Genomic DNA, 26,691 nt, shown 5'->3' on the forward strand with positions numbered 1-26,691 from the left:
ATATAGAGGATGCAGCAGAAATAACTGATAGCAAATTATAAGTTTTATTCATTAATCGGTAAAAAAAGAAAGAATACTTATTTAGGACTAGTCTAAAAAATTATTACTAATATATGCACTGAAAAAAGTAATACGTAATCATAGGTGTTATTGCGGATTAGAAAACAAATATAAAAAGTGTTTCAAAGCTTTATGTTTCAATGGTTTGGAATGAAAAGATATATAAATATCTATTATAATAAAAAAATCAGTGTAGAAATTAAGAGTTCACAATCTTGCAAAAATAATTTTTATGGTCAAAAACAACCCTGTTTTTATGGATATTGATAATTAATGTATGTTTTAGGAGGAATAATATGGGAAACAAAGTGATTCAACTAAATGAAGAGGAACAGAAAAATTTGTTTTGTGCAGCATGGCATTTAACAAATCTCATAGAAGATTTTAAAGAAGATAAAATTGGAAATCTTGCAACGCCATGTGAAACTTGCAAATATCAAAAAGAATGTGATTTTGATGCATATAGTTATTTCCAAACACTAACGAAGTTAACAGGCGTAATTGTCACTCCACTTTTAGGTGCTAGAGAATTAGCTAGACAAGGTAAATTTAATTTGTTGAAAAATGGAGTAGAGGAGTGTAATAATGGGATGCAGACATGCAAAAGGTGATATTTGTTTGATTTTAAGCAATAATTGCCGATGTAGAATATTTAATCAGGATGAAGAAACTTGTACTAATAGGGATGATGGTATTATTAATTATCTTAAACGTATAGGTACTTATGATGAAAGCGTAAAAAACAATAATGAGTATTTAGTGAATAAATTGAAGATGCCAAGACATAAAAAATTTATAATGGATAGATTCATGAAGCAAAATTAAATAAAGATTAAAGAGGAGCAAAGGCTCCCCTTGTTACACAAATAGCTTGTATACATTTATTGCTGTATTAACTAATGTGCAAATTAGAATAATAATTTGTATCATAGTATTCATTTTGAATCACCCCTTTTAATCAGTTTTTGTATTATAGATAGTTGAATAGAGATATATAACTTTTATCCTGTCTTATGCAGATCTATCCTTTTATTACTAGAAATAAAACCTTATATACACAGTAATTTTGGAAAGATATTATATTATGTTATTTTTTTCATCATTTCTCAAATAATAAATGGGTGTTTTAAAAATAAATTTAAAGTATCAAAAGTAACATTACATAGAAAAGTATCGAAAGTTATTGATATTCTATTTAAAATCTGATATATTTATAGTATCAAAATAAACGGTCGTTAAAAGTGATATAAAATATATGAGGTGAAAAAGTATGAGAAAAATATATGGATACTGTAGAATATCAACTAATAAACAGAATATTGAAAGACAACATAGAAATATTTTAAAAGAATATCCTAATGCGATAATAATTGATGAAGAATTTACTGGAACTAAAATTCAAGGTAGAAAAGAATTTAATAAATTATTAAATATAATTTCAGAAGGTGATACAATAATATTTGATTCAGTATCACGTATGAGTAGAAATTCGGATGAAGGATATAAATTGTATGAGGAATTATTTAATAAAGGTATAGAATTAGTATTCTTAAAAGAACAGCATATAAATACAAGTACTTATAAAAAAGCCTTAACCAATAATATAAATTTAACTGGAACTGATGTAGACTTTATACTAGAAGGAATAAATAAATATTTACTAGCATTGGCCAAAGAACAAATTAAATTATCTTTTATACAATCTGAAAAAGAAGTTACAGATCTACATCAAAGAACAAAAGAGGGAATAGAAACAGCTAGATTAAATGGAAAACAAATTGGACAGAAAAAAGGTGTCAAATTAACAACTAAGAAAAGTATTGAAGCTAAAGAGCAGATATTAAAATATAGCAAAGACTTTCAAGGATCATTAAGTGATATTGAAGCTATAAAACTTATAGGACTTGCAAGAAATACTTATTACAAATATAAAAAAGAATTAATTCAAGAAAATGTACAAATTAGTAGAATATAATATTAAATAAGTGATATAATATATATAAATTAACAAATAAAAACAGAGTGCTAGTAACACCCTGTAGTATACAATAAGTTGTTTAGGCAACTGATACCATTAATTAAATTTTCATTTAAAAAATAGTAGAGCAATTTGCGGTTGGGCTACTATTTTTTTATGTTATTAATAAGTAAAACAATAAATGTTAGTAGAGCAAGTAGAAAAGTACCCGCTGAAAATAATAACATTAATTCATTACTCATACATACCACCCCCTAACTATAGGGATTGTGGTATCAGTAGCCCATCAACTAAATTGTACTATGCTATTATAGCATAAAAACATTTGAACAAAGGTTATTTTTAACAAATAGTATAAATTATTTTAAGCACCTGGTTATAACTAGGTGCTTTTATTATGGAGGTAATTATGGGAAAGGCAAGAAGCCCTAACAGGGATAAAGCATTAGAAATTTATATAGAAAACAATGGAGATATTGCACCTAGGGAAATTGCAAAAATTTTAGGTGAAAGTGCTGCCAATATTAGTTCGTGGAAAAATAAAGATAATTGGAATGAAAAACTTCCACCTAATAAAGGCGGAGCTCCAAAAGGAAATTTAAATTCACTTAAGCATGGTATATATGTCGATGAATCAAAAAGATTATCAGACGAATTCTTAAAGAAAATTATACCTGCAGGAATGATGAATATTCATAATCAATCTAAAGAAATGAATTTAAATCATATCGATTATTTAAGATATTCAATAGATAGAGCATGGGAAAAAATAAATAACAGCATAAAAATAACTTATGTGAAAAACAAAAGAGATATGACTAGAGTATTAAAAAAGGAAGGGTGGGGAGACAGCGGATATAATGAATATGAAATTCAATTTGCATGGGATAAAGAAAATGCAGGGTTGGACATATTTACAAAGTCCGTAGAAAGATTATCCAAACTTGTTGAAACATATGAAAAACTTACAGGTGAAAAATATTTATTAGAAATAGAAGAAAAGAAACTTACCATTGAAAAACTTAAATTAGATATAGCTAAAGTTGATAAGGGACTAGACAATGAATTAAAAATAGTTGTAGATTACGGTGATATGGATGGAAACAGTTAAAGCACAATTTAATCCTATTTTTAAAGAGGCTAATCTAACTAGAAAAAGATACAGAGCAATGAAGGGCTCTGCAGGTAGTGGAAAGTCTGTAAATGTGGCTCAAGATTATATATTAAAATTGGGTGACATGAAATATAAAGGTGCAAATTTACTAGCTGTAAGAAAGTCAGAATCAACCCACAAATATTCTACTTATGCAGAATTAACAGGGGCCATTAATAGAATATATGGTGAATATGCTGATAGATATTGGATTATGAAATTAAGTCCTTTAGAAATAACAAGTAGAGTCACTGGAAATTCTATTATTTTCAGAGGGGTAAATGATTCTAAACAGAGGGAAAAATTAAAATCAATAAATTTTCCTAATGGTAAGCTGGTATGGATATGGTGCGAAGAATCTACAGAGCTTATGGAAAGTGATGTAGATATATTAGACGACCGTTTGAGAGGGATTTTAGATAACCCAAATCTTTACTACCAAATAACATATACATTTAATCCAGTATCCGCTAGTCATTGGATAAAGAGAAAATATTTTGACTATAAGAGCGATGATATTTTTACTCATCATTCAACATATCAAAGTAATAGATTTATAGATGAAGCTTATCATAGAAGAATGATGATGAGAAAAGAGCAGGACCCGGAAGGCTATAAGGTTTATGGTCTAGGTGATTGGGGAGAAACTGGAGGAATAATTCTTCATAACTATAAAATAGAAGAATTCTCCACTGAATTTGAAATGTTTGATAATATGCGATTATCTCAAGATTTTGGGTTTAATCATGCTAACGCTATTTTAAGAAATGGATTTAAAGATGGAGAATTGTATATATGTAATGAAATATATGTCCATGAATTGGATACATCAGAAATAATTGAAATAGCTAATAGAAGAAGGTTTGAAAAGAACCTAAGGATGTATTGTGATAGTGCAGAACCTGATAGGATTAAAATGTGGAGAAAAGCTGGCTATAATGCGACAGGAGTTAAGAAATTACCTGGAAGTGTTAAAGCTCAAATAGATTATTTAAAGCAATTAAAAATTCATATACATCCTTCATGTGTTGACACAATAAAAGAAATTCAACAATGGAAGTGGAAGAAAGATGAAAAGACAGGGTTATACCTAGATGAACCAGTAGAATTTATGGATGATGCTATGGCAGCATTAAGATATTCAATAAATGATAAACTTAAAATTACTAGTGATGGTAAATATTCAGATGAAATATATGCAAAAGGTAAGGGTACAGTTAATAAAGCAGCTGATCCATACAACAGAAGCAAACCAGTATTTTAAATTTGAAAAAGTGTTTATAAAAGTCCTTGTTAAAAGAGTGTTTGTAAATTAAAAAAATAAGCACGATTTCATGAGATTAACTTGAAATAGAGTAATAGTTTTTAAATGTGTACTTTTATAAACATATCAGAAAGGGGGATTTTCAGTATAATGTATTTTAATTATAGTAACAGTAACAATAATACAATAAAAAATACACTGCTTAAGTTGACAGACATTGAAAAGCATGAAAGAGGAATAGTCAGAAAAGACTATATATTTTATAAAGGTAAATGTATAGGTCCAATAGATCAAGTTGGTGAAGATAAAGCTTTATTAGGTCAGAATTGGGAAACAAATGATAATTGTGATTATAAGCCTACACAGGATATAAGAAATAAGGTTAAGCCGCTACTAAGAAAGCAAGCTAGATGGATGTTTGGAGTTGAACCTACTATTAAATTTAAAGCTGATAATAAAGACGATAAAGAAAAATGTGAGCAGCTTAGAAAATTTATAGATGATATATTAGATAATAATAACTTCTGGCCAACAACTAAAAAAGCATTTCTTGAAGCTACAATTAAAAAGAGAGTACTTCTAAGAGTAGAAGCTAACCCAAATTCTCCATTGGTTATCAAGTATGAATCAATCGAGAATTTTTATTATAAAGAGAAAAATGGAAAGCTGCTTTATATTACTTTTTTTGAAGAAGATGAGGAAAATGTTTATAAGGATAGTGATACTGAAAAGATATATTATATACATACTTATTATTATAAATTTTCTGAGAATAAGGAACGTCAAGCTTGGTATAAGAGAGAAATTTATTTTAATACCGAGCTACAAAAGGACTTAACAAAAGAAGTTGATACAGGTTTTACTTCAATTCCATGTTGGCTTATTAAAAATGGTGGAGAATTAAATGATAATTTTGGTGAATCTGATGTAAATGAATTAATGGATACGCAAACACAATATAATAAAACCATTAGTGATTTTAGAGATGCTTTAAGGTTTCAAATGTTTGGGGCTGAAGTTGTAATTGATGGAAATGAAAGTGACGTTAATAAATTTACAATAGCACCTGGTGCATTACATGCAGTAAAAACTAGAGATGATATAGGAGAAAGTAAACAAGCTCAAGTTCAAAGGCTAGAATATAACATGGGAAACAGTGCGGCGGTTGAATCTTATTTAAATAGAACAGAATCAGATATGAATTTTACTATGGACATGCCAAGATTAGCTGATTTAAATAATATTCCTAGTGCTAAGGCAATGAGTTATTTATATAATGATTTGATTGCTAGGTGTGAAGAAAAGTGGAATGATTGGGCACCAGCTTTTTTAGGTTTATTTGATTTTATAAAAGAAGTTGCGCTTGTATGTTATCAAGGATCATATAATAAAGAATGGAATCAATTAAAATACAGTACTTTATTTGAACATAATTACCCATTGCCAAGTGATGAAGAAGATAAAAAGAATTTAGCTATGAAAGAAGTTGAAAGTGGAGTAAAATCACATAGATCTTATATTAAAGATTTTACAGAGACAGAAAATGCAGAAGATGAATGGAATGAAATACTTGAAGAAAAAACACAAATAGCTAATGCTCAAGATTCTTTCACAGAAGGACTAAATACTGAATTAGATAATACTAAAATTAATAATCAGGAAAATTTAGATAATGATATTAGTGGTGAATAACCATGAATGAATATAAAAAGAGAGTCCTCCAAGCAAGAAATGAGTTTAGAGAATTAAATTTTGAGCAGGAAAAAGAATTATTTAAGATTTACAATGATTCAGGAAATAAGCTAATAGGTAAAATCTTAAATATGACAGATTCGAGAACTAAAACACATAATATAGAAATCTATAAAATCATCAATGAATATAGAACAGAGCTATACCATAATCTTAACAAAACTATAGAAAATAATATTTTCAAGAGTTCTGATATTCAAAAGGGTGTTCAGTTAAGCTTTGTTGATATGATTGCACCAGATGTAAAAACAAAGGATGCTTTAAAAAGAACTGTAACTAAAATATCAAGTGATTCAGTTAAGCAGCTTATAGCAGGTGAGTATTATAAAGATGGTAAAACATTAAGTAAAAGGTTATGGAACATTACTGGTGATAATGGTAATAAAATCGATGCAATAATTAAAGATAATATTGCTAAAGGTGCTAATGTTAGAGAACTTGCAAAGGAGTTAGAAAAACATGTTAATCCTAAAAATCGTATTACGCCTAAGACTTTTGCAGATGGCATAGGTGGAGACAATATATCATACCAAGCAAGAAGACTGGCAAGAACATCAATAACTCATGCTCAAACAGAAACATTAATTCAAAATGCTAAGAAAAATCCGTTTTGTAAAGGACTCAAGTGGAATTTAAGTGCTAGTCATTTTTCAAGAATGCATGGAAAACTTGATATATGCGATGATTATAATGGAAGGACATTTAAACCTGAAGAAGTCCCGCTGCAACACCCAAATTGCTTATGCTATTTTACTGAAGTACTTGAGGAGCTTGATAAATGTATTGAAACTATGAAAAGTTGGAGCAATGGTAAGAAGAATCCTGCAATTGATGAGTGGATTAAACCAGGTGAAGATAAAACTTCTATTAAAGTGACTACGCCTAAAGAAATACAAACAAAAATTAATATTGATAATAGAGGAATTTTGAAAAAGTCTGCTAATAAGATAAATGACACGATAATAGATCATGATGCATCAAATATTTCTGATGATTCAATAGACATAAAAGATTTTGTAAATAGAATATTAGGTAAAAATGAAAAAACCACAAGTAGTAAAATAACATTAAGCCAATTGCCAAAAGAAGATTATGAAAATATATTAGGTATAATAAATGAGTCCCCAAAGAAAGTTAAAAATAAAATGTTTAAGTATGCGGAGAAAGTAGTACTTTTAAATATAGAAGTAAAAGGAGTAAATAGATATAGCTCTAAGGATGGTGGTATTTATTATAATCTAAATAGGGATAAGAATAATGTTCATGGTAAAGGTAAGTATGCAACATTATTTCATGAGATAGGGCATTTAATTGATAAAAATATGGATAGACCTTCAATGAAAAGTAAAGTGTTTAAGGATTTAATTATTAAGGATACTTATGATTTTATAAATTCATCTAAAAGTAGTATTAATATTGAAAGTGATAACGAAATATATGATATAATAAAAGCAGAACTTGAATCAGATAACAGATATCATTCGGTTGCAGATATATTTGGCGGTGTAACAAAAAATAAAATATCAAATGTTAGATTTGGCCACAGTGAAGAATATTGGGAGCGCTCAGGTGCTTTAGAGAGAGAAACCTTTGCACACTTTTTTGAAGCTACAATAAGAAATGATAAATTTAAGTTAGAAAATTTTAAGAACATATTCCCAAATGCATATAAAGAGTTTAAGCGAATGTTAAAGGAGGAGTAGTATGAAACTATTATTTGGAACACCTACAGGGCAAACAGAAGAAAGTAAAGAAGTTTGCAAATTACTAAAGGAATATGAAAAAAAATTAAAAGATAGTTTCTGTACTGAAACATTAACATTTTCTGATGAAGAGCTAATAGGAATATTAAAATATTGCATTGATAACAATTTAAAAATAGATACCGTAGTTCCAGGAATAAATGATTTTGATGGAGATACAGACTTATAGAAGCACTTAACTATAAAAATAGTGAGTGCTTTTATTATTCATTAAATTATTGTTTATAAAAGTATATGTTAATAAACATATCAAAATAATATTAATTTTGGTTTGTAAATGTGTATTAAATTATTAATAAACGTTTATAAATAATTATTGACAATTATAAACACTTTGAATTATAATTTGAATATAGTTAAGGAGATTAATTAATATTTATATATGATGAGGTGTTTATAATGAAAAAAACATATGCTTATGCTAGAGTTTCCACTAAAGAGCAAAACCTAGAGAGACAGTTAGAAGCAATACACAATTATTGCGATTCAAATAACATTAAAATAGATGAAAGAGATATTATAAAAGAAAAACTATCAGGAAAAGACTTCGATAGAAAAGGTTATTTAGCTTTAAAAAATAGCTTGCTTAGAGATGGTGATACTCTAATAATTAAAGAACTTGATAGGCTTGGTAGAGATATGACCATGATTAAAGAAGAATGGAATGATCTACAAAAAAATGAAGTTGAAATAATAGTAATTGATACTCCTATTTTAAATACAGTTGGTAAAACTGATTTGGAAAAAACTTTGATAGCCAATATAGTTTTTGAGTTATTATCTTATATGGCAGAAAAAGAAAGAACAAAAATTCGTCAAAGGCAAGCTGAAGGAATAGCAGCAATGAAAACAGACGAAAATGGGAAAAAGATATCATCTAAAACAAAAAACTATATTGGTAGACCGGAAATTGAGTATCCTGTAAATTGGCAAGAAGGATATTTAAAGTGGAAAAATGGAGAAATTACAGGTGTAAAAGCAATGGCTCTTATGAACTTAAAAAAGAATAGTTTTTATAATTTAGTCAAGAGATACGAAAAATCTAATTAAGATTTTAAGCACTTACTTATGTTAACTTATGTAGGTGCTTTTATTATACCTAAAAATAGGAGGATTGTTTATGAAAGTATTATGTGATGAATGCAAAAAGGAATTTGAACTTGAACATAAAACTGAATATTTAGGAGCAATGATAACAGAAACTTATATTGAATGCCCTCATTGTAAAGAAAAGTATATTGTTAGATTAGATAATAATTTAACTAGAAAGTTAGAAAGAAAAATAAAAAGCTTAAAAATAGCTTTATCATCCAATAAGTTAACATATGGCATTAGAAATACGTTAGATAAAGCTTTAGATGATAATATTAATTTACATAAAAAAGCTATGAGTTTATTAATGAAAGGGGAATATTCATGGAGATACCAAGCAAAGTAAAAATAGGATACCAAAATTATAATGTAAACATAATAGATGGGAATTTAGTTGATGATAATAAAGTTTGCTATGGAAATATAGATTACGATAAAAGTAATATTAATATATCGGATTTATATAGTGAGGACCAGAAGAAATGCACTTTTATTCATGAATGCCTGCATGGAATTGATGATATCATGGAAATAAATTTAGATGAGGATCAAATAAGAAAATTAGGCAAGGGATTATATCAATTTATAAAAGATAATCCAGGAATATTTAATGAAAAATCTGAATGTAACATGGAAGAAATAGGTAAATGTGTTGCTGAAAAGATGAAAGAAGCTTTAATAAATATTAAAAGTTAATAAATAAGCCTTATAAATTTAAAGAAAATGAAATTTAAGTCTTAAGAAATTAAGGCTTTTCGTTTTGTCTTTTTAAAGTTTATTGAATTAGACACTAAAGAAAGATATAAACAATCATAACGTGTTTTATTTACACGTTAAAAATATAGATTAAGGAGGAAATTTGAAAATGGCAAATATTAAAGAAATTATTGGAGAAGAGGCATTTAATGCTCTCTCAGAAGAAAAAAGAAAGGATCTAGGCAAAAAGGATTTTGAAGATGTTTCTAATGGAGCTTTCGTTTCTAAAAAAACACATGAAGATGTTAAGGCGGAAGCTAAAACTTATAAAGGTCAAGTGGAGGATAGAGACAAGCAAATCAAGGATTTGCAAGAAGAGTATAAGGATGTTGATGGACTTAAAGATAAACTTTCAACTTTAGAAACAGATAATAAAACCCAAAAGGAGGATTACGAGAAGCAGCTTAATGAAATAGCTTTCAATAATGCTTTGGAAAAGGGATTAGGATCTTTTAATGTGAAGGATAAAACTTTAATCATGGCCTTAATTAATAATGAAAAACTTAAGGTTGATGGAGATAACATTATTGGCCTTAAAGAACAAATTGAACCACTTCAAAAGTCACATGAATATTTATTTGAAAAAGTAATTAATGGAACTAGTTCATTTGATACTGGTGGTGGCGGTGATCCAAAGCCAGGAGAAGTAAAGAATTTTGCAACAGAATTAGGAAAAGAAAAAGCAGCAGCAATGCAATCAAAAGGAATTGCTGATTTTGCTAAATAAATTTATAGGAGGAATCTAGAAAATGAAACAATCAAGTTATTCAATAGGTTGTGCTCAAGGAAAACTTAGAGCTATAGCAGGAGATCATTTTATTACATTACCAATCAAGGTTAAAAAATCAGATGTAGCATCTCTATTAGATGCAAGTGAAGTGCTAAAAGCTGGAACGTTACTTACTAAGGATGGAAAAGCTGTAACAACAACTGCAGGAACTCCGGCAACTACAAATTCTTACGGAATTGTATACGAAGATGTAAGTTTTAAAGGGTCTATGTCGGGGGATGGAGTACCGGGTAATGCAACAGAAGTTGTGCCGCTATTTGTACATGGTGTCGTATATGAATCAGAAGTTAAATTTTCAGTTAATACAGTAGTTGGTGGTAAAGATGCAGAAAAAGCAGCTTTAAAACAAATATTATTCGTTTAGGAGGAAAAGAAAGAGTATGGATATTAAAGATTTTATAAGTTCAAAAAACATAGCTCTATATATGAAAGAGCTACCAGTTGAGTCAACAGTAGATAGGGCGTTATTCCCAAACAAAAAACAATTAAGCACAGAATTAGAATTCGCAAAGGGTGCAAAGAAAAAAACAGTAGCATTAAGAATGAGTAAATTTGATGTAGCGACTAAAGTTAGAGCATTAAGTGCTTCTTTAGATATTCAAAAGAAAGAAATGCCATTTTTTAAAGAAGCTGTTGGAATTAATGAAACAAAAAGAAGAGAACTAATAAATGCTGTTAGTGCAAACAATGAAAATTTAGTAAAAGCGCTAACTTCACAAGTATTCGATAATTATACTGATTTAATTGATGGTGCTAATGTTCAAACAAAAAGAATGAGAACATCATTAATTCAAAATGGAATCATTAATATCACTAGTGAGGATGGAGATATTGTTGCCGACTATGGCGTGCCAGCAAATCACAAGAGAGTATTAGCTGGCACATCTAAGTGGAGTGATCCTAGCGCAGATATAGTTGGAGACGTTCAAAGTTTTCAAAAGGCTATAACAGATGATAACTACACTAAGCCAACTACATTATTATTAACAGAAAAAACTTTTAATAATACGATTATGGTTAATACTGCTATTACTGCACATTTACACTCAAATGTAAATGCTACAAGTTTGATTTTATCACAACAGGATTATATCAATTTCTGCAAAGAGAGAATGGGCTTAAGTATTGTATTTTTAGAAAATGCAACTTATGTTCCATATGAAAATGCAGATCCTGAACCTTATTATACAGATGGAAAAATAACTCTTATGAGTGGAACTACTTTAGGTTTTACAGTCTATGGAACTACACCAGAGGAATATGATAAGACGTATGGAAGTGGCAAGTTAGATACTTCTATAGTTCAAGAAGCCATTGCAATAACAACAATGGTTAAGGAAGATCCAATAACAGTTGATACAAAAGTATCACAAAATGCTATTCCTTCATTTGAAAGAGCAGATGAAGTATTTTTTGGAACAGTATATTAAGTTGAATAGCCTATTTTAATTTTGAGAGGATGATATTAATGGCAAAAAAACAAGAAGAAGTTAAAGAAAATTTATATAATGCAAAAGCATTAGTTTATATCACATATGATAAAAAAAGTTATAAACCAGGAGAAGAATTCGAGGTTAGAGAATCGAATGTTAAAGAATTAAGAGAGAATGGTTATGCTGAAGTGGATGAGAAACCAATTGATGGTGGAAATATTCCACCAGTTGATCCACCAGGTGGAGAAGGAAAAGGACCAGGAGAAAATGGAGGGCAATAATATGGACCCTATAGAACAATTAAAACTTAATCTTCAGGAAAAAGAATATCCTTATTTTGAGGATATAGATCTGCAAAACTTACTTTTAGTTAATGGAAAAAATGTTTCAAAAGCTAGTTGGAGAGGCTGCCTACTAAAGGCAGCTTCCGACGATCAGATTAAAGTTGGGTCAATCGAAGTTAAATCCAGTAATAAAGATTATTGGAATAACTTAGCGGCTATATATAAAGCAGATTATGAAGCAGAACAGGCAGCATTGAATCCAACGGCAGTATCAACAGGCTATAGAACATCTATGAGAAGAGCTGATGAAATATGAGTAGATTAAGTTCAAGAAAGATTATAAGAACTATTAATAAAGGGATAGCATTAAATCCTACTGAAATAACATTTACTCAAATTACTTTAAAAGAAGTGGATGGAGCTTTTGAATTAGTAACTGATAAAAGAACAATTACAGTACTAATTTATTTAGACGATGGCAGCACTCAAATTAATGTTAATTCAGGAACTAAAGGAACTTCATATACGACCAATAGGTACAAAATGATAGCTGATAAAGATGCAGATTTAGAAGTTAATCCTAAAGAATCAATTAAATTTGAAAGTAATGGAGAGAAATTTGAAATTAAAGCAGTATACCCACAAAAAATTGAAGATGTTGTTTGTGGGTATTTATGTGATTTAGAAAGGTATGATTAGCTATGGGATTTAAGGTTAATGATTTCATAGATAGCAAAATGAATGGAATGTCTACTTTGCTTCAATATGGGATATCGCCTTTACTAGTTAATGAGGCTAAAGAAAAAGCTTATTGGAAAGATAGAAGCACTCATGCTAGAAATGGATTAAATGGCGGAGTTGAAGGTGGTAGTCATGAATTTACTCTTTATTTAGCACATGGAGTTGAATATGGAGAATGGTTAGAAAATGGTACTGGTGTATATGGTCCTGCTAAAAAGCCTATAGTTCCAGTAGATAAAAAGGTATTGAGTTGGGTTGATACAGAAGGTAAAAGACATTTTGCCAAAAGTGTTAAGGGGATAAAACCTATGCCTATTCTACATGATACCTTAGAAAAGAATACTAAAAACATAGCAAATAAATTAATTCAGTATTGGAGTGATTGATTTTGAGGGATGGGATAAAAGAGCAAATAATTTCTATGGTACCAGAACTTAAAAAATGTTATGAGCCTAATGTATCTACAAAAGACACTCCTAAACCTTATGCAGTAGTTGTACAGGGGGATGATACTGATAATGGAGAGGTAGTTGGGTTTAAAAGAACTATAGAAGTATGGCTTTATGAAACTCGAACTACCTTTAAAAATTTAGACTCATTAACTGAAAAAGTCATTAAAGCTTTAGATATGCAAGTCATAACAGATTCTAAAACTAGCGAAACATTTACTTGCGTATTTGGTGGAGCTTTGGGCCAAGATATTGTAGACGAAGACTGGCAAGCTATAGCTAGAGGCTTAAAGTTTACTGTTATTGCACTACATGAAGATGATGAAGTTAATACTGATACTTGGTTAGAAGCTTTAAGTAAATATACTAAGGTAATTACAGATCATACAGTATATTTAAATACCTGGAAAAAGAACTTTGAAGTACCTTCGATTTTATGGAGAGTTAAAAATCAAAGTAAAGAAAGAATAAATAATGCTCTCATAAAAGAAAGTAAAACTCTTATATGTCATATTGTTAGTAATAATAAAAATGAAATAAATAAATTACTAGATGATATAGAAGATAAGCTAATTTCTGACTTTAAAATACCACTAGATTTAGCGGACAGGCGTTATCTTACTATAGAAAGTATTAATGAAGATAGAGAAGCCGATATGCTCTCAAAAGGTCAATTAACAGTTAAGTTTTTTAGAAGAAAAATGAGAGAAATTAATGATGGTCCTACTATTAACAAAATTAATGGTAGAGGATCAGTAAGCAAGGAGCGATAAAGTATGGAGGATGTTGAAACTAAAACACAAGAAAAAAGCATTATAACAGATGCAGAAACAACAAAAAGTACAGAAGATACTATTAATATTTCTAAAGAAGTATCAGAAAACACCACTATAAAACAGGAGGAGACTAAAGTGGCGAAACAAACGATTAAAGAAGAAGCGCATTCAATAGAAGAGTTTATAAAAAATAGTGAAGCACTTGGCTACAGTAAAGAAGTAGTTGCAGGTGCTTTATTTAATTGTGAAAAGTCTGAACTTACAAAAACAGAATTTGAAGCAAGGATTAAAAATTTTCTAGGAAAGAAGGTTAAATAATGGGAACTGGAATATGGGATGAAAAAAATAGGCCAACGATACCAGGATGGTATAACAGATTTAAAAATAATGCTGAAGCAAGAATAGGAACTGGGATTCATGGTGTTTTAGCTATGCCAATTAAAGCAAATTGGGGACCAGTTAGAGTAGTTACATCAATAACAGTAAATTCTACTGCAGAAAGAAAGTTAATTAAAACTTTTGGCGAAGATCCAAACTATACTGCTTATAAATTAGGGAAATTAGCATTACTTGGAGAACCTAAAGAAGTGCTATTTTATAGGTTAACAGATGGCTTAGAAAAAATTTCGTCATTAATTCTCAAAAATAGTGAAGCAACACCAGCTGATGCAATAAAACTAGTAAGTAAATATCCAACTACAAGAAAATTCAATGTGACTATTAAAACTAATATAGCAGATGAATCGAAAAAAGATTTCTTATTTTTTGAAGGGACCACTCAGTTATTTTCTATTAGTGCAATAACTGGAGCTGTTGATGAAATAGTGAACCTTATTAATTCGACTGTAGAAAATGAATATATAGTTGCTTCTGAGGTTGTAGGAGCAGCAGGAATATTAACCAATATAGTTAATGAACCATTAACTGGAGGGAATGATGGAACTGCCGGAATAGCCACTCAACATTATTTAGATGCTATGAGTACCTTTGAAGGCTACGGAATGGATGGTTTTGTACTTGATGGAATTACAGATCACCCACTACAAATAAGTGTAAAAGCTTGGGTAATTAAAAATAAAGAAGAAGGTACAAATATAATTGCATTTGTAGCCGGCTTAAGTAATGAGACTTTAGAACAGGCTAATAGTAAATCTAAAGAGTTTAATCATGAAGATATAGTTAATATATTTACTACTAGTGCTACTTATGATGGTGTTTCCTATTCTGGTGCTGAAGTTGCAGTATATATAGCAGCATTAGCAACAGGAAAAGGCTTAAAAGATAGTATATGCAATGAGGTAACTATATTTGAAGATATTCAGCCTAGATTAAAAAAATCTGAAATTGAATCAGCTTTAGCAGCTGGAACATTAGTATTAACTAAAGATGCTAATGACATCATTGTTGTTGATGATATAAATACATTTAAAAATTATACTGATGAGAAAACAGAAGTATTTGGAACTATTAGAGCAATTAAGTTCATGAATGCAGTAGATGGAGATACATCAAGTAAAAGAAAAGAATTTGTAGGTAAAGAAACTAATAGTGATACTGGAAGAACATTAATTTTATGTGCATTAAAACAATACTTTGAAACTTTAAGTGATGAAGGAATTATTGAAAAAGATTTTATTGTTGAAGTGGATAAGGATCTACAAACGGGGGCTGCATCAGATGAATTTTTCTGGAAGTGGAGCGCTAAGTATGTTGATGTTATTAAAAGAATTTATGGCACTGGAAATGTTACAAAATAAGAAAGGCAAGGTGATACAAAATGGCTGAAGTACTAGATGGAAGCAGAGTTTGTAGTGGAACATATGGAAAGATTTATTTAGATGGAAAATGGCATAACAACGTAAATGAATGTACTGCTGATGTTGAAGTTGATATGAAAGATATACTTACATGTGGTAGTGAATGGCAAGATAATAAAGTTGGAGCTAAGAAAGGCACTGGAACTATAAAAGGTTTCAAGGTTACATCTGAGATGATTAAGCAAGGATTTAAGAAATTTGAATTATTAACAGAGCTTGATGATCCAGAAGCATATGGAGTTGAAAGAATTAGATTGAAAAACTGTAAGGCTAGTAAAGTAAGTTTAGTTAATTTTAAAGCTGGAGATATTTGCGAAACAGAAACACCATTTGTATTTTCAGGATATGAATTAGTAGATCCAATAGAAGCTCAATAGAAAAATAAAGCCAAGCAAGGGGCATTGTACCTTGCATATTATTTTAATTTTTAGGAGGATTTTTATTATGAATAAAAACGAGCAAAACAGCGTATTAGCAATGAAGGAAGAAGATATATTAGCAAAATTACTAGGAGAGTACACAATTCCTACCAAAACTTTTGAAATAAAAAGACTAGGTATAAGAATTGATCTTAAAGGGTTAACAGATAAGGAATTAAAAGCACTTAAAAAAGAATGTATGATGAAACCTAAGAAAGTAAATGGAAGATGGGAAGAAAAAGTCAATGGTGATGATTATGATGCAGCTATAATTGCAGCATCAACTACTAATTTCGATTGGAATAATTCCAAATTAGTAGAGAAATATCAGGTAGGCGATGGTAAAAAGGTAGTCTTAAAAAGATTATTGCCTGGTGAAAGATCATTCTTAGTAACTAAAGCATTAGAATTAAGCGGATACAATGATGATATAGAAGAAGTAGATGAAGATGATATAAAAAACTCATCAGTCGGGGAGGAATAATTACTGCATTGTATAATTTGTTTTCAATGCATAATATAACCCCCGACTCTTTTTATGGAGTTGAAAGAAATGACATGGCCAGGAAAATAATCTTGGCCTTTTCTTCTTATGAGGTAAAACAAAGAAATAAAAAATAAGCTGGGAGGTGATTACTTTTGGCTCAAAAAGAGGTTTACCGTCTTGATATAAAAGTTGGTGTTAGTGGAGATACAGAAAGTAAAAATAAGCTTACTGCAGTTGAAAAAATGACACAACAAATTGAAAAAAGAACTAAAGCTTTAGATAAACTTACATCTAGTCCATCAATAAAGGCTAAAGATAATGCAAGCAATGCTCTTGATAAAATAAAATCTAAGGCAAGTGAAGTAAATAATACTAAAATAAATCCAGCAGTAAGAATTACAGATAATGCTTCAAATAGAATTTCTCAAATAGCATCAAATTTAAAAAGATTGGAAAGTACGAATACGTCAGTAACTTTAAGAATAAAGGATCAAACATCAAACTATAAAAATAAGATTCAAGCAAAAAGCGATAGGCTAAAAAGTACTAATGTAAATCCAACTGCTAAAATTCAAGATCAAGCATCAGAGAAAATTGATAAAGTAAAAAATAAATCAGATCAGCTAAAAGATAAAAAAATAAGAATACAAGCTGTAGATGAAGCAAGTAAAACCGTAGATAAAATAGAAAGTAAAATTAATGGTTGGATTAAAACTGCTGCTAAGAAAGTAATAACTATAGGAACAGCTGGAATTATAGCAGCAGGTGGATTTGGTATTGGAGAAAGTATAAAAACATTTTCTGAATATGAAAAAGGCTTATCCAACGTTAAGGCAGTAACTAACGCTACTGCTAGTGAGATGAAACAGTTAGATTCTGCTGCAAAACAATATGGAAGTACTACGGCATGGAGTGCAAGACATGTAACACAGGCGGAAGAATTATTAGGCCAAGCAGGATTCAGTGTTAACGAAACTATAAGTGCGTTACCAGGATTGTTAAACCTAGCAAGTGCTGGAGATTTAGATTTAGCAGCTGCAACAGATATAGCCAGTGGTACTCTTAGAGCATTTAATTTAAGTGCAAACCAATCAAGTCATGTAGCAGATGTATTAGCACTAAGTGCAAGTGCAACCAATTCAGATGTTACCGATCTGGGGGAAACAATGAAATATGCGGCTCCAATTTCACAAGCTTTAGGAATATCTTTAGAAGACACTGCAGCAGCAAGTGGATTATTAAGTAATGCAAATATTAAAGGTAGCCAGGCAGGTACTGTTCTAAGACAAACGATGGCAAGATTAGCAAGTCCAACTAAAGAAGCATCAGATGTAATGAAGAAATATGGTATAAATGCTTTTGATGCACAAGGTAATATGAAGCCTTTAAGTGGTGTTGTAAATAATTTAAATAGTTCATTAGGTAAGCTAACAAGCCAACAAAGGGCAGATGCCATTTCAACTATATTCGGCACAGAAAGTATGTCTGGAGTATTAGCATTAATGAATCAAGGTGGGAAAAGTGTTAGTGATCTAAGTGAACAACTAAAAACGGCTAATGGTGCAGCACAACAAATGGCTGATACTAAATTGGATAATTTGTATGGTCAATGGATTAAACTTAAAGCAGCAGTTGAACATATGCAGATTACTTTAGGTGAAAGACTGGCTCCATATGCAAAACAATTTGTAACTTGGCTTACAGGTAAAATGCCAGCAATTACAGACAAAATAATTGAAATGGTTGACTATGTAAGTAAGCACACAAATGAAATTAAATCCTTGGCGGAAACCGTAATAGGTCTAGGAGTTGCGTTTACTGCTTTAAGTGCTGCTGGAAAAGTTGGAAATGCAATTAAAGGAATATCAAGTTTAGCAGGACTTTTTAAAGGAGCAGGAGTTGCGGCAGAAACAACAGAAATAGCAAGTGGTCTTTCAAATATAAGTGTTTTAGGAAGATTACTACCAGCTATATTTACGCCAGTAGGATTAGCAGTAGCAGCTTCAGTTGGTCTTATTGGAGCTGCAGTAGTAGCACAAAATGACTTGATGAAAAAGAGTATAACTACAACAACCGAGGAATTAGGACCTTTAGAAAAAGTTATGAATGAATTAAATGGTCATTTGAATAAATCTAAAAAAGAAATGGTTGATGCAGGTTTCATTTATGATGGTTTTGGAGAAGGTGTATCAGACAGTTTCAAAAAAGGTGCTCAAGATGCATCCAAGAGTTTGTTAAAAATAGAAATGGACTTAAAAAGATTGACCAGTAATGGAGGCATGGATGCGTCAGGTCTCAATACATTAAAAAATTATGTGAATGATTATACTTACGAAGGTATTAATGCTATGAAAGAGCAACAATCTAAAATACAGACTGAATTCCAAAAAACATTTAGTCTTGATGGTGTGACTAGTGATACAGAACAAAAGGTATTGGATTCGTTAAATACTTTTTTTGAGACAGGTGAAAATAAGCAACTTGAGATAAGAGATGAAATATATGAATTTGCAAGTGACAAGATAAAAGAAAACGGAAAACTCATGGATAAAGATATTGATGAAATTAAAAAAAGAATAGCTAAAGGTAAGGCTCTTGAATTAGAATACACTAAAGCACAAAATGCATACGATCAAGCATATGCTAAAAATAAATTCTCTAATGATGCAAGCAAAGTAACTGGTATTGATGGTGCAAGTGAATTATTACAAGAAAGAGCAAAAGAACATCAGAGTTCATTAGATACGATAGATAATAATTATAAGGGTACAGTAGCATATTACAATGATTTATTATCCAATAGTGATTTAACAGACGAAGAAAAAGAAAACTTCACAAAAGGTAGAGATGGGGCTGAAAACACACGTAATCAAGCAATTCAAAAAGAAAATGAAGGATACAACTCAGATAGAGAAGTAATCTATTCTAATTATGAAGGCGCAAGAGGAATGCTTAATGAAAAAACTGGTGTTCAATTTAGCGATGAGGATATAGTAGCACATAAGGGAACAGATTATTTAAAAAATCACTTTAGTAATTTAGACCAAATTACTAAAGAAGGCTGGTATCGAATCAAGAATACTTCAAGTGGAGAAATGGAAGATATTTATGCAACAATAGATAAAGACACTGATGAAATTAGTGGAGCTTGGAGTAAAACTGCTAACTGGTCCGGTGGATATACTGATGAACTGAAACAAAAAGTAAAAGAGCTTGGTGAGGCCCATGAAACAGAAAGATCAGGAATACAAAATTCATTAAGTGAATTAACTGGTAGTAGATTAGATGCTGATAATCAAGTAATTAGTTCAACTGGACGTTTAATTGGTCAATTGCAAGGTGTTCAGGGAGCTACTGGAGAAGTAATCACAGGAATAGTCAATGTAAATGGAACACCTATGGAAATAACGTCTAATGCTTCAGGACAAATAACAGCTATGCATGAATATAAAGGGTCAGTAGATAGTATACCTCCTAATGCCGATGTCCATATTAGTTCTAATGCTAGTGGTGCTATATCAGATATGCAAAAGGTAAAAGAAGAAGTTAATAGTGTGGATGGCACAGCTGCAACAGTAACTATAAATACAGTATTTTCAGGTGCAGCAACTAGTTTGGGTCAAGGCTTAGGAAGTGGCGCAGTAAACAGTGCGGTAAATGCAGCATCAGAGGTTATAAAAAATATACCACAACATTATAATGGTACAGATAATGCACCATCAGGAATAAATTCAGTTGGAGAACGTGGAATGGAATTAGTGTTAGGAAGAAAGTTCTATAATTTTAAGGGTGGCGAAAAAGTTTTAAATAATAGTCAAACTGTTAACTTGTTGAAATCGGGAAATAAACAAAACAATGAACCATTCCAAGTTAAGCAAGGGCAATATCAATTAGCGCAACCACAGCAAGTTCAAGTTTCCGGAGCTGGTGGAAATAATGTACAAGTTGATGTGCAAGTTAATAATGGAAGCTCAGATGTTGAAGAATTAATTGTTGAAGTAACTCAAGAAGTAGGTAGAAAACTTAGAGAAGCTTTTACAAATATTAAAAAATAAATGGATTTATGGTATACTTTGGTATAAAGGGGTGGATATAGTGAATAAAAATTTGATTAGGAAAATTTCCATAGGGATTATAGCCATGGTTATAATAGTTATTGGGATCATAACTTGGAATGTTTGCTTTGACACAAAAAAAGCAACACGAGCAGCTAATATTACAAAAACAATTGAAACAGGATATAAGGCTACTACAGAGGAAGAGGCTGTTTTAAAAAAGACATATGAGCAACTAATTGATAGTGCTGACTATACAGTATATAGTAATTTAGATAAAAAATATGATTCCATGAGTGAGGCAAAGAGGAAAAATATAAAAACAGATATAGAAAGATTAAAAAAAGAAAAAAATGTTTATGATGAAGAATGCCAAAAACAGTCAGAGCAAAATAAACAAGTATATTCAGATTTAATAAAAGAAATAGAAAGCAGTTATCCTAGCATGAGGGGGATTAGTATATCTGGAAAAGACGATAAGAAAAGATTATTAATATTTATGAATTTACTACACAATATAACTGCAACAGAGGAAGAAAGTTGTTCTTTAACTATAATGAAGGAAACAAGAATGAAGGAAGTTGGAATAGATAGTATATGCATTTTGGTACAAGATACCAATAAAAAATCTCACGGATCGATTATTTTTAAGTTAGATAAGGGAAAATATCAACCATTTGCAAATACAATACAGTAGATTTAATTAAAATTCATGAATCGAAGCATTTAGGAAACTAAGTGCTTTTTATTATGCAAAAATTAGAAAGGAGCTGATTAACTTGGATATTTATTTAATAGATGAAGCTACTAATTATACCTTTTGGTTTCCAGTTAATCCACTGGATAAGCTTTCTAAACAAAAAGAAAAAAGGTTTATAACTGCAGATATTATAGATATAGGAGAAGTTGATATATCACAAAAAGGTAATAAGATAAATGAAATAAGTTTTAGCTCATTTTTCCCTTTGGAGTATGATTCCTACTGTAGATATGCAACTAATATGAAACCGCAGGAATATGTAGATAAAATAGAGACCTGGATTAACAACGACACACATCTAAGACTTATAATAACGGATTTAAATATAAATGAATTAGTTAATATAAGCAAATTTATACCTGAAATAAGAGGTGGAGAGGTTGGAGAAATCTATTTCAGTATTACATTTAGAACTTATAAGGAATTGAAGATAGAAACTGTAAATAATACTTCAAATGTAAATATGGGTGGTTTAGATGATAATAGAGAAACTATATCATCTGATTTTTCACCTGAGGACGTAGTTACAGTAACTGCAAGTGCATTAAATGTTAGAAATGGTCCAGGAACGAGTTACGATATATTAGGTTCTGTTTTCAGAGGTGATACGCTTACCTTATATAAGGTTCAAGGTAATTGGGCAGATACATATTGGGGAGATCATGGAGGATGGGTATGTTTAGATTATGTTACAAAGTAGGAGGCGTTATTTATGGATTTAGTTCTTAAAAATAAATATAAGCTGCAGATTGTGAGTGAATCTGTAACACTTAAAGAGGCTATAGATGGAATAGCTTACACCTTAAGCATTTCTCTTATAGAAACAGAAGAATTGGCCAATATAGGTATATCTAAAGGTGATTCTATAGAGCTTTATGATTATGCTTATCAGGATAAAAATTATACAAAAATATTTTGTGGTGTAATATGGGATATAGATAAAGATAAGAAAAATAAGAAAATTTCATTAACAGGTAAAGAACGTACCAGGGTTATTGAAGAATCTGAGGATGAATATTTGTGGAGTGAAGGCCAAACAGCTTCACAAAGAGGAACAATTATTTGCAATGATTGGGGAATCCCAATAGGGAACTTTTTAGATACAGGCATAGGATTATCTAAAGATAAAAGAAAAGAATCTTTATATGGAATGATGAAAAAGGATTTAAAAGAAACAGCACAAAAAAGTGGAGGACTTTATAAATTTAGAATGGATACTAGTTTAAATTTAGTTGAATTAGGCTCTAATTCTATCATATATAAATTAGATAACATTATAGATGATTTAAAAGAAAAAGATAGCCTAGAGGGGGCAATAACCCAGATTAAGGTTTTAGGAAAAGAAAATACATCAAAGAAAGGCAAGTCTTCAAAAGATTCTAGCTCTACTGGAAGTGGGAATAAGCAAGAAAAAGAACTTGTACTATCTCCAGTTATAGGAGTATTTAAAAGAAATACTGAAGGTTATGGAACATTACAAAAAATAATAGATGATGATAAAGTAGACGATTATGCTAAAGCGCAAAGCAAAGCTGATTGTCTTTTTTCAAGTGGAGAAAGCATCAAAAGTTTAAATTGTTGTGAAGATATAAACACTCTTAGAGCTGGAGACTTTGTTAGTGTTTATGGTGAGAATATTTGTGTTACTGAAATTACTCATACTCTTGGTTCAGGTGGAAAAATGAGTTTAACAGTTATGAAAATGGAAGATGTAAGGAGGAAGTTCTATAGTGAGTAATCATGAAGGTGATGTTTTTAATGAAATAGTAAGAACTGTACATGGTAATACTGACAAGGCTATTAATGGAGCTATGTTTGAGACTGGAACTGTATTAGGTACTCTAACGGCAACAGGATTAAAGTTAGATAACTTCGACAAGGAATATAAAGATTATTTAGTATTAGATTATCTTAAATTAAACGACAGTTATTACACAGAAGCAACTACATGTACAGCATCACATAGGCATGAGTTTAAAACTCCTGAACACATAAAGAAATTAGAAGTTGGTGATAGAGTGTTAGTTGCTCAATTTGGTGCTGATAATGTAATCATAGGGAGGGTAGTTCCACATGGCTAATTTATTTCCGGTAGGAAGTTTAGAAACAATAACTATAAAAGAAAATGAGAAGATAGAATTTAAAGAATCCTATGCAATAAATTTTGAAACTGGAGAATTTATTAAAAATCCTGATGGAACTATAAAAATTTTAAATTATTTTGAAGCTTACATTCAATGGTGCTACTTGGCCATGATGACAGCTAGATATAAATATAGAGCTTATTCTAATAGATTCGGTAGAGATATTATTGGTTCAGTAGTTGATAAAAAAGCTATGGAACTAGAAATAAAAAGAGTAACTAAAGAAGCGTTAATGGTTCATCCAATGACAGATAGTGTAGATAACTTTGTTTTTGATTGGAGAAATGGAGATGTTTATTATGAGTACGAAGTAAAAACTATTAAAGGACAAAAGAAATTGCTTACAAGTAAAGAGAAAGTGGGGTAATTAGTTGGATATAAAGTTAACTATTCCTGATTATTTAAAAGAAACCGAAAATGATGTGCATAAAAGAATGATAGATAATGCACCAGATAATATTTGCACTGTTGAAGGTGATTTGTTTTGGGATAATACTAAGCCAGCAGCTTCAGAAATCGCAAGAACTAAAAATATAGCCATGCTTAATATATTAAAATCTAGATTTGTACAAACTGCAATGGATGAGGATTTAGATCTAATTGGTGAAGAAGATGGAATTCCTAGAAAGCAAGCAAGTAATGCAATTCAATTAATTCAAATAATGGGGACACCTGAAATAGTGATTCCCAAAGGTAGTATTTTTGCTACGGTAGGAACAAAAGACGAAGCTTCAATAGAGTTTCAAACTAAAAAAGAAGTTACTATAGATTCTACAGGAACCGCTACAATTGAGGCGCAATGCTTGACTACTGGAACTATAGGAAATGTAGCTATAGGTAATATAACAGTATTAGGAAAATCAATAAATGGCATACAAAAGATAAGCAATATTGAAATCATTCAAAAAGGTGTAGAAAAAGAAAGCAATGATGATTATAGATACAGAATTATTTTAAAAGCTCAAGCACCAGCAACTAGCGGAAATGAATATCATTATAAGAATTGGGCTCTAGAAGTAGTTGGAGTCGGTGCAGTAAAAATTAAATCATTATGGGATAAAAATAATGGTATGAATGGTAATGGATCTGTAAAAGTAGTAATTGCAGATTCAGATAGACATGCTGTAACAGAAGGTTTAATTACAGAGACATTTAATCATATAGAAGAAGAAAGACCAATTGGAGCTACAGTAACAGTTGTATCAGCAACAGAAAAAGCTATAAATGTAACTGCTAATATCAAATTAGCAACCGGATTTACAATTGCTCAAGTACAAGCATCTTTCATAGAATTACTAGAGAATTCCTTAAAAAGTGTTGCATTCAATGAAACATATATAAGTATTAACAAGCTGGGAAATATTCTTTTTAATGTAACTGGAGTAATGGATCATTTAGATTTTAAAATTAATGGATTAGCAGCGAATATACCACTTGAAGATGAAGAAATCGCAGTAATTGGGATCGTTGATTTAGGAGTGATATTCTAATGGAGGCAAGTAAATTCAATGAAAAATTAAATAAGCTTGATGGTAAGATATACACCGTTGAAGAAGAAGTTACTCTTACTAATGGCGTATATATTGGAATGTTAGCTCATGGCAATATAAATAAAAATAGTTTGAATATTTATACTGGACCAAAGCTAACAGGAGATAGAGTAACAAATAAATTTCTTTCAACACCTTCTGAAACGCCATGGAAATATACAATTAAAATTATAGCAAATGTAGATAAGGTTTATATAACTTATGAAACTACTGGAGATCAAGTTGAGGCTGAGGATGTAAATAATCTTCAAAATGAGATTGTTAGAACGCAACAGGAAATTAATAATTATGAACAGTTAAACAATGAAAAAGTAAATAGCATTGATGTTAGAGTTAATAATGTTGAAATTAATAAAGCGGATAAAGATCTTGTTTTTACTAAAGAAGAAGTACTGCAGAAATTTAATGACTTAATAGATAGTGCTCCAGGAACGTTGGATACTTTAAATGAAATTGCTAAAGCTTTAGGTGATGATCCTAACTTTTCTACCACAATTATAAATTTGCTAAATAATAAAGTTGATAAGGCGGATGGAAAACAATTAAGTACTGAAGATTATAGTACTCAAGAAAAAACTAAATTAGCTAGTATTCAGGAGAATGCAAATTATTATGAACTTCCGGAAACTCTTCCATCAGCTATGATAAAAGAAGATGAAAATCATATGTTTGTTTCAGCTGAAGAAAAAGCAGCAATAAAAACAAGTGGTGGGGATTCAGTATTTCAAATAGCAGAAGGAACAGGTACTGCTATAACATTAACATTATCATCATTAGTGAATGGATATGCTAAAACATTTATAGCAAGTGCTAATAATGGGGGTGTTGCTACAACTATAAATGGAAAACAAGTCTATAAGCCAGGAACTACTATAGCACCTACTTTTAAAAAAGATAAGGCATATACAGTTTGGTATAACTCGTCAGGTGATTGTTTTTTTATCAAAGCTAGTGCGGAGGGTACTGCACTAGCAAAAGATGTAAAAAAAAATACAACGTTTAGTAATGGTGATGATACTGAAATACCTGGAGGATTAGACCTATCTTTATTAGTAAGCGGAAATATAAAATCAGGAATAACTATAGATGGCATAAGTGGTAAAACAAGCGTAGTAGATACATCAGATGCATTAGCTACTGCAGCACAATTATTATCTGGTGTATCTGC

At 30.4% G+C, this 26,691-nt stretch carries 31 protein-coding genes and 1 pseudogene; 31 read left to right on the forward strand and 1 reads right to left on the reverse strand.

The window, feature by feature from the left end; all coding sequences use genetic code 11:
- Nucleotides 1-356: 356 nt before the first annotated feature.
- The 3 genes from CLPUN_RS22855 (at nt 357) to CLPUN_RS22865 (ending at nt 2,035) form a co-directional block, all read left to right on the forward strand.
- Entirely contained in the window at nt 357-671 is a 315-nt protein-coding gene (locus CLPUN_RS22855; RefSeq protein WP_077849525.1) for a hypothetical protein, read from the forward strand.
- Complete coding sequence (locus CLPUN_RS22860) at nt 646-885, forward strand: hypothetical protein (RefSeq protein WP_077849526.1); 240 nt, start codon at nt 646-648, stop codon at nt 883-885. The genes CLPUN_RS22855 and CLPUN_RS22860 overlap by 26 nt, the downstream gene beginning before the upstream one ends.
- A gap of 445 nt (nt 886-1,330) precedes the next feature.
- Entirely contained in the window at nt 1,331-2,035 is a 705-nt protein-coding gene (locus CLPUN_RS22865; protein ID WP_077849527.1) for a recombinase family protein, read from the forward strand.
- 149 nt (nt 2,036-2,184) lie between these two features.
- Here CLPUN_RS22865 and CLPUN_RS22870 read toward each other — a convergent pair whose 3' ends face one another.
- Nucleotides 2,185-2,280 (reverse strand): putative holin-like toxin, encoded by a 96-nt coding sequence (locus tag CLPUN_RS22870; protein WP_077849165.1) that lies wholly within the window; start codon nt 2,278-2,280, stop codon nt 2,185-2,187.
- 167 nt (nt 2,281-2,447) lie between these two features.
- Between CLPUN_RS22870 and CLPUN_RS22875 the strand changes: the two genes are divergently transcribed.
- From CLPUN_RS22875 to CLPUN_RS28960, 28 genes and pseudogenes are all read left to right on the forward strand, one after another.
- Nucleotides 2,448-3,149: a phage terminase small subunit-related protein gene (locus tag CLPUN_RS22875; protein WP_158078827.1), complete on the forward strand. Its 702-nt coding sequence runs from the start codon at nt 2,448-2,450 to the stop codon at nt 3,147-3,149.
- Entirely contained in the window at nt 3,136-4,455 is a 1,320-nt protein-coding gene (locus CLPUN_RS22880) for a PBSX family phage terminase large subunit (protein WP_077849529.1), read from the forward strand. Before CLPUN_RS22875 ends, CLPUN_RS22880 begins: the two co-directional genes overlap by 14 nt.
- Nucleotides 4,456-4,605: 150 nt before the next feature.
- Entirely contained in the window at nt 4,606-6,147 is a 1,542-nt protein-coding gene (locus CLPUN_RS22885; RefSeq protein WP_077849530.1) for a phage portal protein, read from the forward strand.
- Nucleotides 6,148-6,149: 2 nt separating this feature from the next.
- Nucleotides 6,150-7,910, forward strand: coding sequence for a structural protein (locus CLPUN_RS28950; protein WP_143329113.1), 1,761 nt, complete (start codon nt 6,150-6,152; stop codon nt 7,908-7,910).
- Between the two features lies 1 nt (nt 7,911).
- Nucleotides 7,912-8,139 (forward strand): hypothetical protein, encoded by a 228-nt coding sequence (locus tag CLPUN_RS22895; RefSeq protein ID WP_077849531.1) that lies wholly within the window; start codon nt 7,912-7,914, stop codon nt 8,137-8,139.
- 230 nt (nt 8,140-8,369) lie between these two features.
- Nucleotides 8,370-9,020 carry a recombinase family protein gene (locus tag CLPUN_RS22900; protein ID WP_077849532.1) on the forward strand — a complete coding sequence of 217 codons (651 nt, stop codon included), beginning with the start codon at nt 8,370-8,372 and terminating at the stop codon, nt 9,018-9,020.
- A gap of 70 nt (nt 9,021-9,090) precedes the next feature.
- The gene (locus tag CLPUN_RS22905; protein WP_077849533.1) at nt 9,091-9,408 is read left to right on the forward strand and encodes a hypothetical protein; all 318 of its coding nucleotides are present in this window, start codon (nt 9,091-9,093) and stop codon (nt 9,406-9,408) included.
- Nucleotides 9,387-9,758: a hypothetical protein gene (locus CLPUN_RS22910; RefSeq protein ID WP_198944397.1), complete on the forward strand. Its 372-nt coding sequence runs from the start codon at nt 9,387-9,389 to the stop codon at nt 9,756-9,758. Before CLPUN_RS22905 ends, CLPUN_RS22910 begins: the two co-directional genes overlap by 22 nt.
- 169 nt (nt 9,759-9,927) lie before the next feature.
- Nucleotides 9,928-10,545 carry a phage scaffolding protein gene (locus CLPUN_RS22915; RefSeq protein ID WP_077849534.1) on the forward strand — a complete coding sequence of 206 codons (618 nt, stop codon included), beginning with the start codon at nt 9,928-9,930 and terminating at the stop codon, nt 10,543-10,545.
- Nucleotides 10,546-10,567: 22 nt separating this feature from the next.
- A complete protein-coding gene (locus CLPUN_RS22920) occupies nt 10,568-10,972 on the forward strand; it encodes a hypothetical protein (RefSeq protein ID WP_077849535.1) in 405 nt (134 codons plus the stop codon).
- A gap of 16 nt (nt 10,973-10,988) precedes the next feature.
- Complete coding sequence (locus CLPUN_RS22925; RefSeq protein WP_077849536.1) at nt 10,989-12,038, forward strand: major capsid protein; 1,050 nt, start codon at nt 10,989-10,991, stop codon at nt 12,036-12,038.
- A gap of 38 nt (nt 12,039-12,076) precedes the next feature.
- A complete protein-coding gene (locus CLPUN_RS22930; RefSeq protein ID WP_077849537.1) occupies nt 12,077-12,322 on the forward strand; it encodes a DUF7210 family protein in 246 nt (81 codons plus the stop codon).
- Between the two features lies 1 nt (nt 12,323).
- On the forward strand, nt 12,324-12,641 hold the full coding sequence (locus CLPUN_RS22935) for a hypothetical protein (RefSeq protein WP_077849538.1): 318 nt from the start codon (nt 12,324-12,326) through the stop codon (nt 12,639-12,641).
- A complete protein-coding gene (locus CLPUN_RS22940) occupies nt 12,638-13,024 on the forward strand; it encodes a hypothetical protein (protein ID WP_077849539.1) in 387 nt (128 codons plus the stop codon). The genes CLPUN_RS22935 and CLPUN_RS22940 overlap by 4 nt, the downstream gene beginning before the upstream one ends.
- 2 nt (nt 13,025-13,026) lie before the next feature.
- Complete coding sequence (locus tag CLPUN_RS22945) at nt 13,027-13,452, forward strand: hypothetical protein (protein WP_077849540.1); 426 nt, start codon at nt 13,027-13,029, stop codon at nt 13,450-13,452.
- A gap of 2 nt (nt 13,453-13,454) precedes the next feature.
- Nucleotides 13,455-14,288 (forward strand): hypothetical protein, encoded by an 834-nt coding sequence (locus CLPUN_RS22950; RefSeq protein WP_077849541.1) that lies wholly within the window; start codon nt 13,455-13,457, stop codon nt 14,286-14,288.
- A gap of 3 nt (nt 14,289-14,291) precedes the next feature.
- Entirely contained in the window at nt 14,292-14,609 is a 318-nt protein-coding gene (locus CLPUN_RS28955; protein ID WP_242954236.1) for a YqzN/YkzM domain-containing protein, read from the forward strand.
- Nucleotides 14,609-16,048 (forward strand): phage tail sheath family protein, encoded by a 1,440-nt coding sequence (locus CLPUN_RS22960; protein WP_077849542.1) that lies wholly within the window; start codon nt 14,609-14,611, stop codon nt 16,046-16,048. The genes CLPUN_RS28955 and CLPUN_RS22960 overlap by 1 nt, the downstream gene beginning before the upstream one ends.
- A gap of 20 nt (nt 16,049-16,068) precedes the next feature.
- Nucleotides 16,069-16,485: a phage tail tube protein gene (locus CLPUN_RS22965; RefSeq protein WP_077849543.1), complete on the forward strand. Its 417-nt coding sequence runs from the start codon at nt 16,069-16,071 to the stop codon at nt 16,483-16,485.
- 67 nt (nt 16,486-16,552) lie between these two features.
- Complete coding sequence (locus CLPUN_RS22970; protein ID WP_077849544.1) at nt 16,553-17,011, forward strand: phage tail assembly chaperone; 459 nt, start codon at nt 16,553-16,555, stop codon at nt 17,009-17,011.
- Between the two features lie 155 nt (nt 17,012-17,166).
- Nucleotides 17,167-21,069 carry a phage tail tape measure protein gene (locus CLPUN_RS22975; RefSeq protein WP_077849545.1) on the forward strand — a complete coding sequence of 1,301 codons (3,903 nt, stop codon included), beginning with the start codon at nt 17,167-17,169 and terminating at the stop codon, nt 21,067-21,069.
- A gap of 40 nt (nt 21,070-21,109) precedes the next feature.
- Entirely contained in the window at nt 21,110-21,766 is a 657-nt protein-coding gene (locus tag CLPUN_RS22980) for a hypothetical protein (RefSeq protein ID WP_077849546.1), read from the forward strand.
- An 82-nt stretch (nt 21,767-21,848) separates the two neighbouring features.
- On the forward strand, nt 21,849-22,529 hold the full coding sequence (locus tag CLPUN_RS22985) for an SH3 domain-containing protein (RefSeq protein WP_077849547.1): 681 nt from the start codon (nt 21,849-21,851) through the stop codon (nt 22,527-22,529).
- Between the two features lie 12 nt (nt 22,530-22,541).
- Nucleotides 22,542-23,567 (forward strand): XkdQ/YqbQ family protein, encoded by a 1,026-nt coding sequence (locus CLPUN_RS22990; RefSeq protein WP_077849548.1) that lies wholly within the window; start codon nt 22,542-22,544, stop codon nt 23,565-23,567.
- The gene (locus tag CLPUN_RS22995) at nt 23,560-23,910 is read left to right on the forward strand and encodes a hypothetical protein (RefSeq protein WP_077849549.1); all 351 of its coding nucleotides are present in this window, start codon (nt 23,560-23,562) and stop codon (nt 23,908-23,910) included. The genes CLPUN_RS22990 and CLPUN_RS22995 overlap by 8 nt, the downstream gene beginning before the upstream one ends.
- Nucleotides 23,903-24,340, forward strand: coding sequence for a DUF2634 domain-containing protein (locus CLPUN_RS23000; RefSeq protein WP_077849550.1), 438 nt, complete (start codon nt 23,903-23,905; stop codon nt 24,338-24,340). Before CLPUN_RS22995 ends, CLPUN_RS23000 begins: the two co-directional genes overlap by 8 nt.
- 4 nt (nt 24,341-24,344) lie before the next feature.
- Entirely contained in the window at nt 24,345-25,463 is a 1,119-nt protein-coding gene (locus CLPUN_RS23005) for a baseplate J/gp47 family protein (RefSeq protein ID WP_077849551.1), read from the forward strand.
- Nucleotides 25,463-26,691: pseudogene (locus CLPUN_RS28960) on the forward strand (hypothetical protein); the annotation flags it as partial. The gene CLPUN_RS23005 and the pseudogene CLPUN_RS28960, both read left to right, overlap by 1 nt.

This window comes from Clostridium puniceum (assembly GCF_002006345.1).
GTDB classification, from domain to species: Bacteria; Bacillota; Clostridia; order Clostridiales; family Clostridiaceae; genus Clostridium; species Clostridium puniceum.

Bases quoted from the DNA above. Each gene is read 5' to 3' on its own strand.
- CLPUN_RS22855 (WP_077849525.1), top strand. From the start codon at position 357: ATGGGAAACAAAGTGATTCAACTAAATGAAGAGGAACAGAAAAATTTG.
- CLPUN_RS28950 (WP_143329113.1), top strand. From the start codon at position 6,150: ATGAATGAATATAAAAAGAGAGTCCTCCAAGCAAGAAATGAGTTTAGA.
- CLPUN_RS22945 (WP_077849540.1), top strand. From the start codon at position 13,027: ATGGGATTTAAGGTTAATGATTTCATAGATAGCAAAATGAATGGAATG.
- CLPUN_RS22910 (WP_198944397.1), top strand. From the start codon at position 9,387: ATGGAGATACCAAGCAAAGTAAAAATAGGATACCAAAATTATAATGTA.
- CLPUN_RS22900 (WP_077849532.1), top strand. From the start codon at position 8,370: ATGAAAAAAACATATGCTTATGCTAGAGTTTCCACTAAAGAGCAAAAC.
- CLPUN_RS22880 (WP_077849529.1), top strand. From the start codon at position 3,136: ATGGAAACAGTTAAAGCACAATTTAATCCTATTTTTAAAGAGGCTAAT.
- CLPUN_RS22990 (WP_077849548.1), top strand. From the start codon at position 22,542: ATGGATTTAGTTCTTAAAAATAAATATAAGCTGCAGATTGTGAGTGAA.
- CLPUN_RS22870 (WP_077849165.1), bottom strand. From the start codon at position 2,280: ATGAGTAATGAATTAATGTTATTATTTTCAGCGGGTACTTTTCTACTT.
- CLPUN_RS22965 (WP_077849543.1), top strand. From the start codon at position 16,069: ATGGCTGAAGTACTAGATGGAAGCAGAGTTTGTAGTGGAACATATGGA.
- CLPUN_RS22935 (WP_077849538.1), top strand. From the start codon at position 12,324: ATGGACCCTATAGAACAATTAAAACTTAATCTTCAGGAAAAAGAATAT.
- CLPUN_RS22930 (WP_077849537.1), top strand. From the start codon at position 12,077: ATGGCAAAAAAACAAGAAGAAGTTAAAGAAAATTTATATAATGCAAAA.
- CLPUN_RS22925 (WP_077849536.1), top strand. From the start codon at position 10,989: ATGGATATTAAAGATTTTATAAGTTCAAAAAACATAGCTCTATATATG.
- CLPUN_RS22920 (WP_077849535.1), top strand. From the start codon at position 10,568: ATGAAACAATCAAGTTATTCAATAGGTTGTGCTCAAGGAAAACTTAGA.
- CLPUN_RS22960 (WP_077849542.1), top strand. From the start codon at position 14,609: ATGGGAACTGGAATATGGGATGAAAAAAATAGGCCAACGATACCAGGA.
- CLPUN_RS23000 (WP_077849550.1), top strand. From the start codon at position 23,903: ATGGCTAATTTATTTCCGGTAGGAAGTTTAGAAACAATAACTATAAAA.
- CLPUN_RS22970 (WP_077849544.1), top strand. From the start codon at position 16,553: ATGAATAAAAACGAGCAAAACAGCGTATTAGCAATGAAGGAAGAAGAT.
- CLPUN_RS22895 (WP_077849531.1), top strand. From the start codon at position 7,912: ATGAAACTATTATTTGGAACACCTACAGGGCAAACAGAAGAAAGTAAA.
- CLPUN_RS22885 (WP_077849530.1), top strand. From the start codon at position 4,606: ATGTATTTTAATTATAGTAACAGTAACAATAATACAATAAAAAATACA.
- CLPUN_RS22875 (WP_158078827.1), top strand. From the start codon at position 2,448: ATGGGAAAGGCAAGAAGCCCTAACAGGGATAAAGCATTAGAAATTTAT.
- CLPUN_RS22940 (WP_077849539.1), top strand. From the start codon at position 12,638: ATGAGTAGATTAAGTTCAAGAAAGATTATAAGAACTATTAATAAAGGG.
- CLPUN_RS22905 (WP_077849533.1), top strand. From the start codon at position 9,091: ATGAAAGTATTATGTGATGAATGCAAAAAGGAATTTGAACTTGAACAT.
- CLPUN_RS22865 (WP_077849527.1), top strand. From the start codon at position 1,331: ATGAGAAAAATATATGGATACTGTAGAATATCAACTAATAAACAGAAT.
- CLPUN_RS22860 (WP_077849526.1), top strand. From the start codon at position 646: ATGGGATGCAGACATGCAAAAGGTGATATTTGTTTGATTTTAAGCAAT.
- CLPUN_RS28955 (WP_242954236.1), top strand. From the start codon at position 14,292: ATGGAGGATGTTGAAACTAAAACACAAGAAAAAAGCATTATAACAGAT.
- CLPUN_RS22915 (WP_077849534.1), top strand. From the start codon at position 9,928: ATGGCAAATATTAAAGAAATTATTGGAGAAGAGGCATTTAATGCTCTC.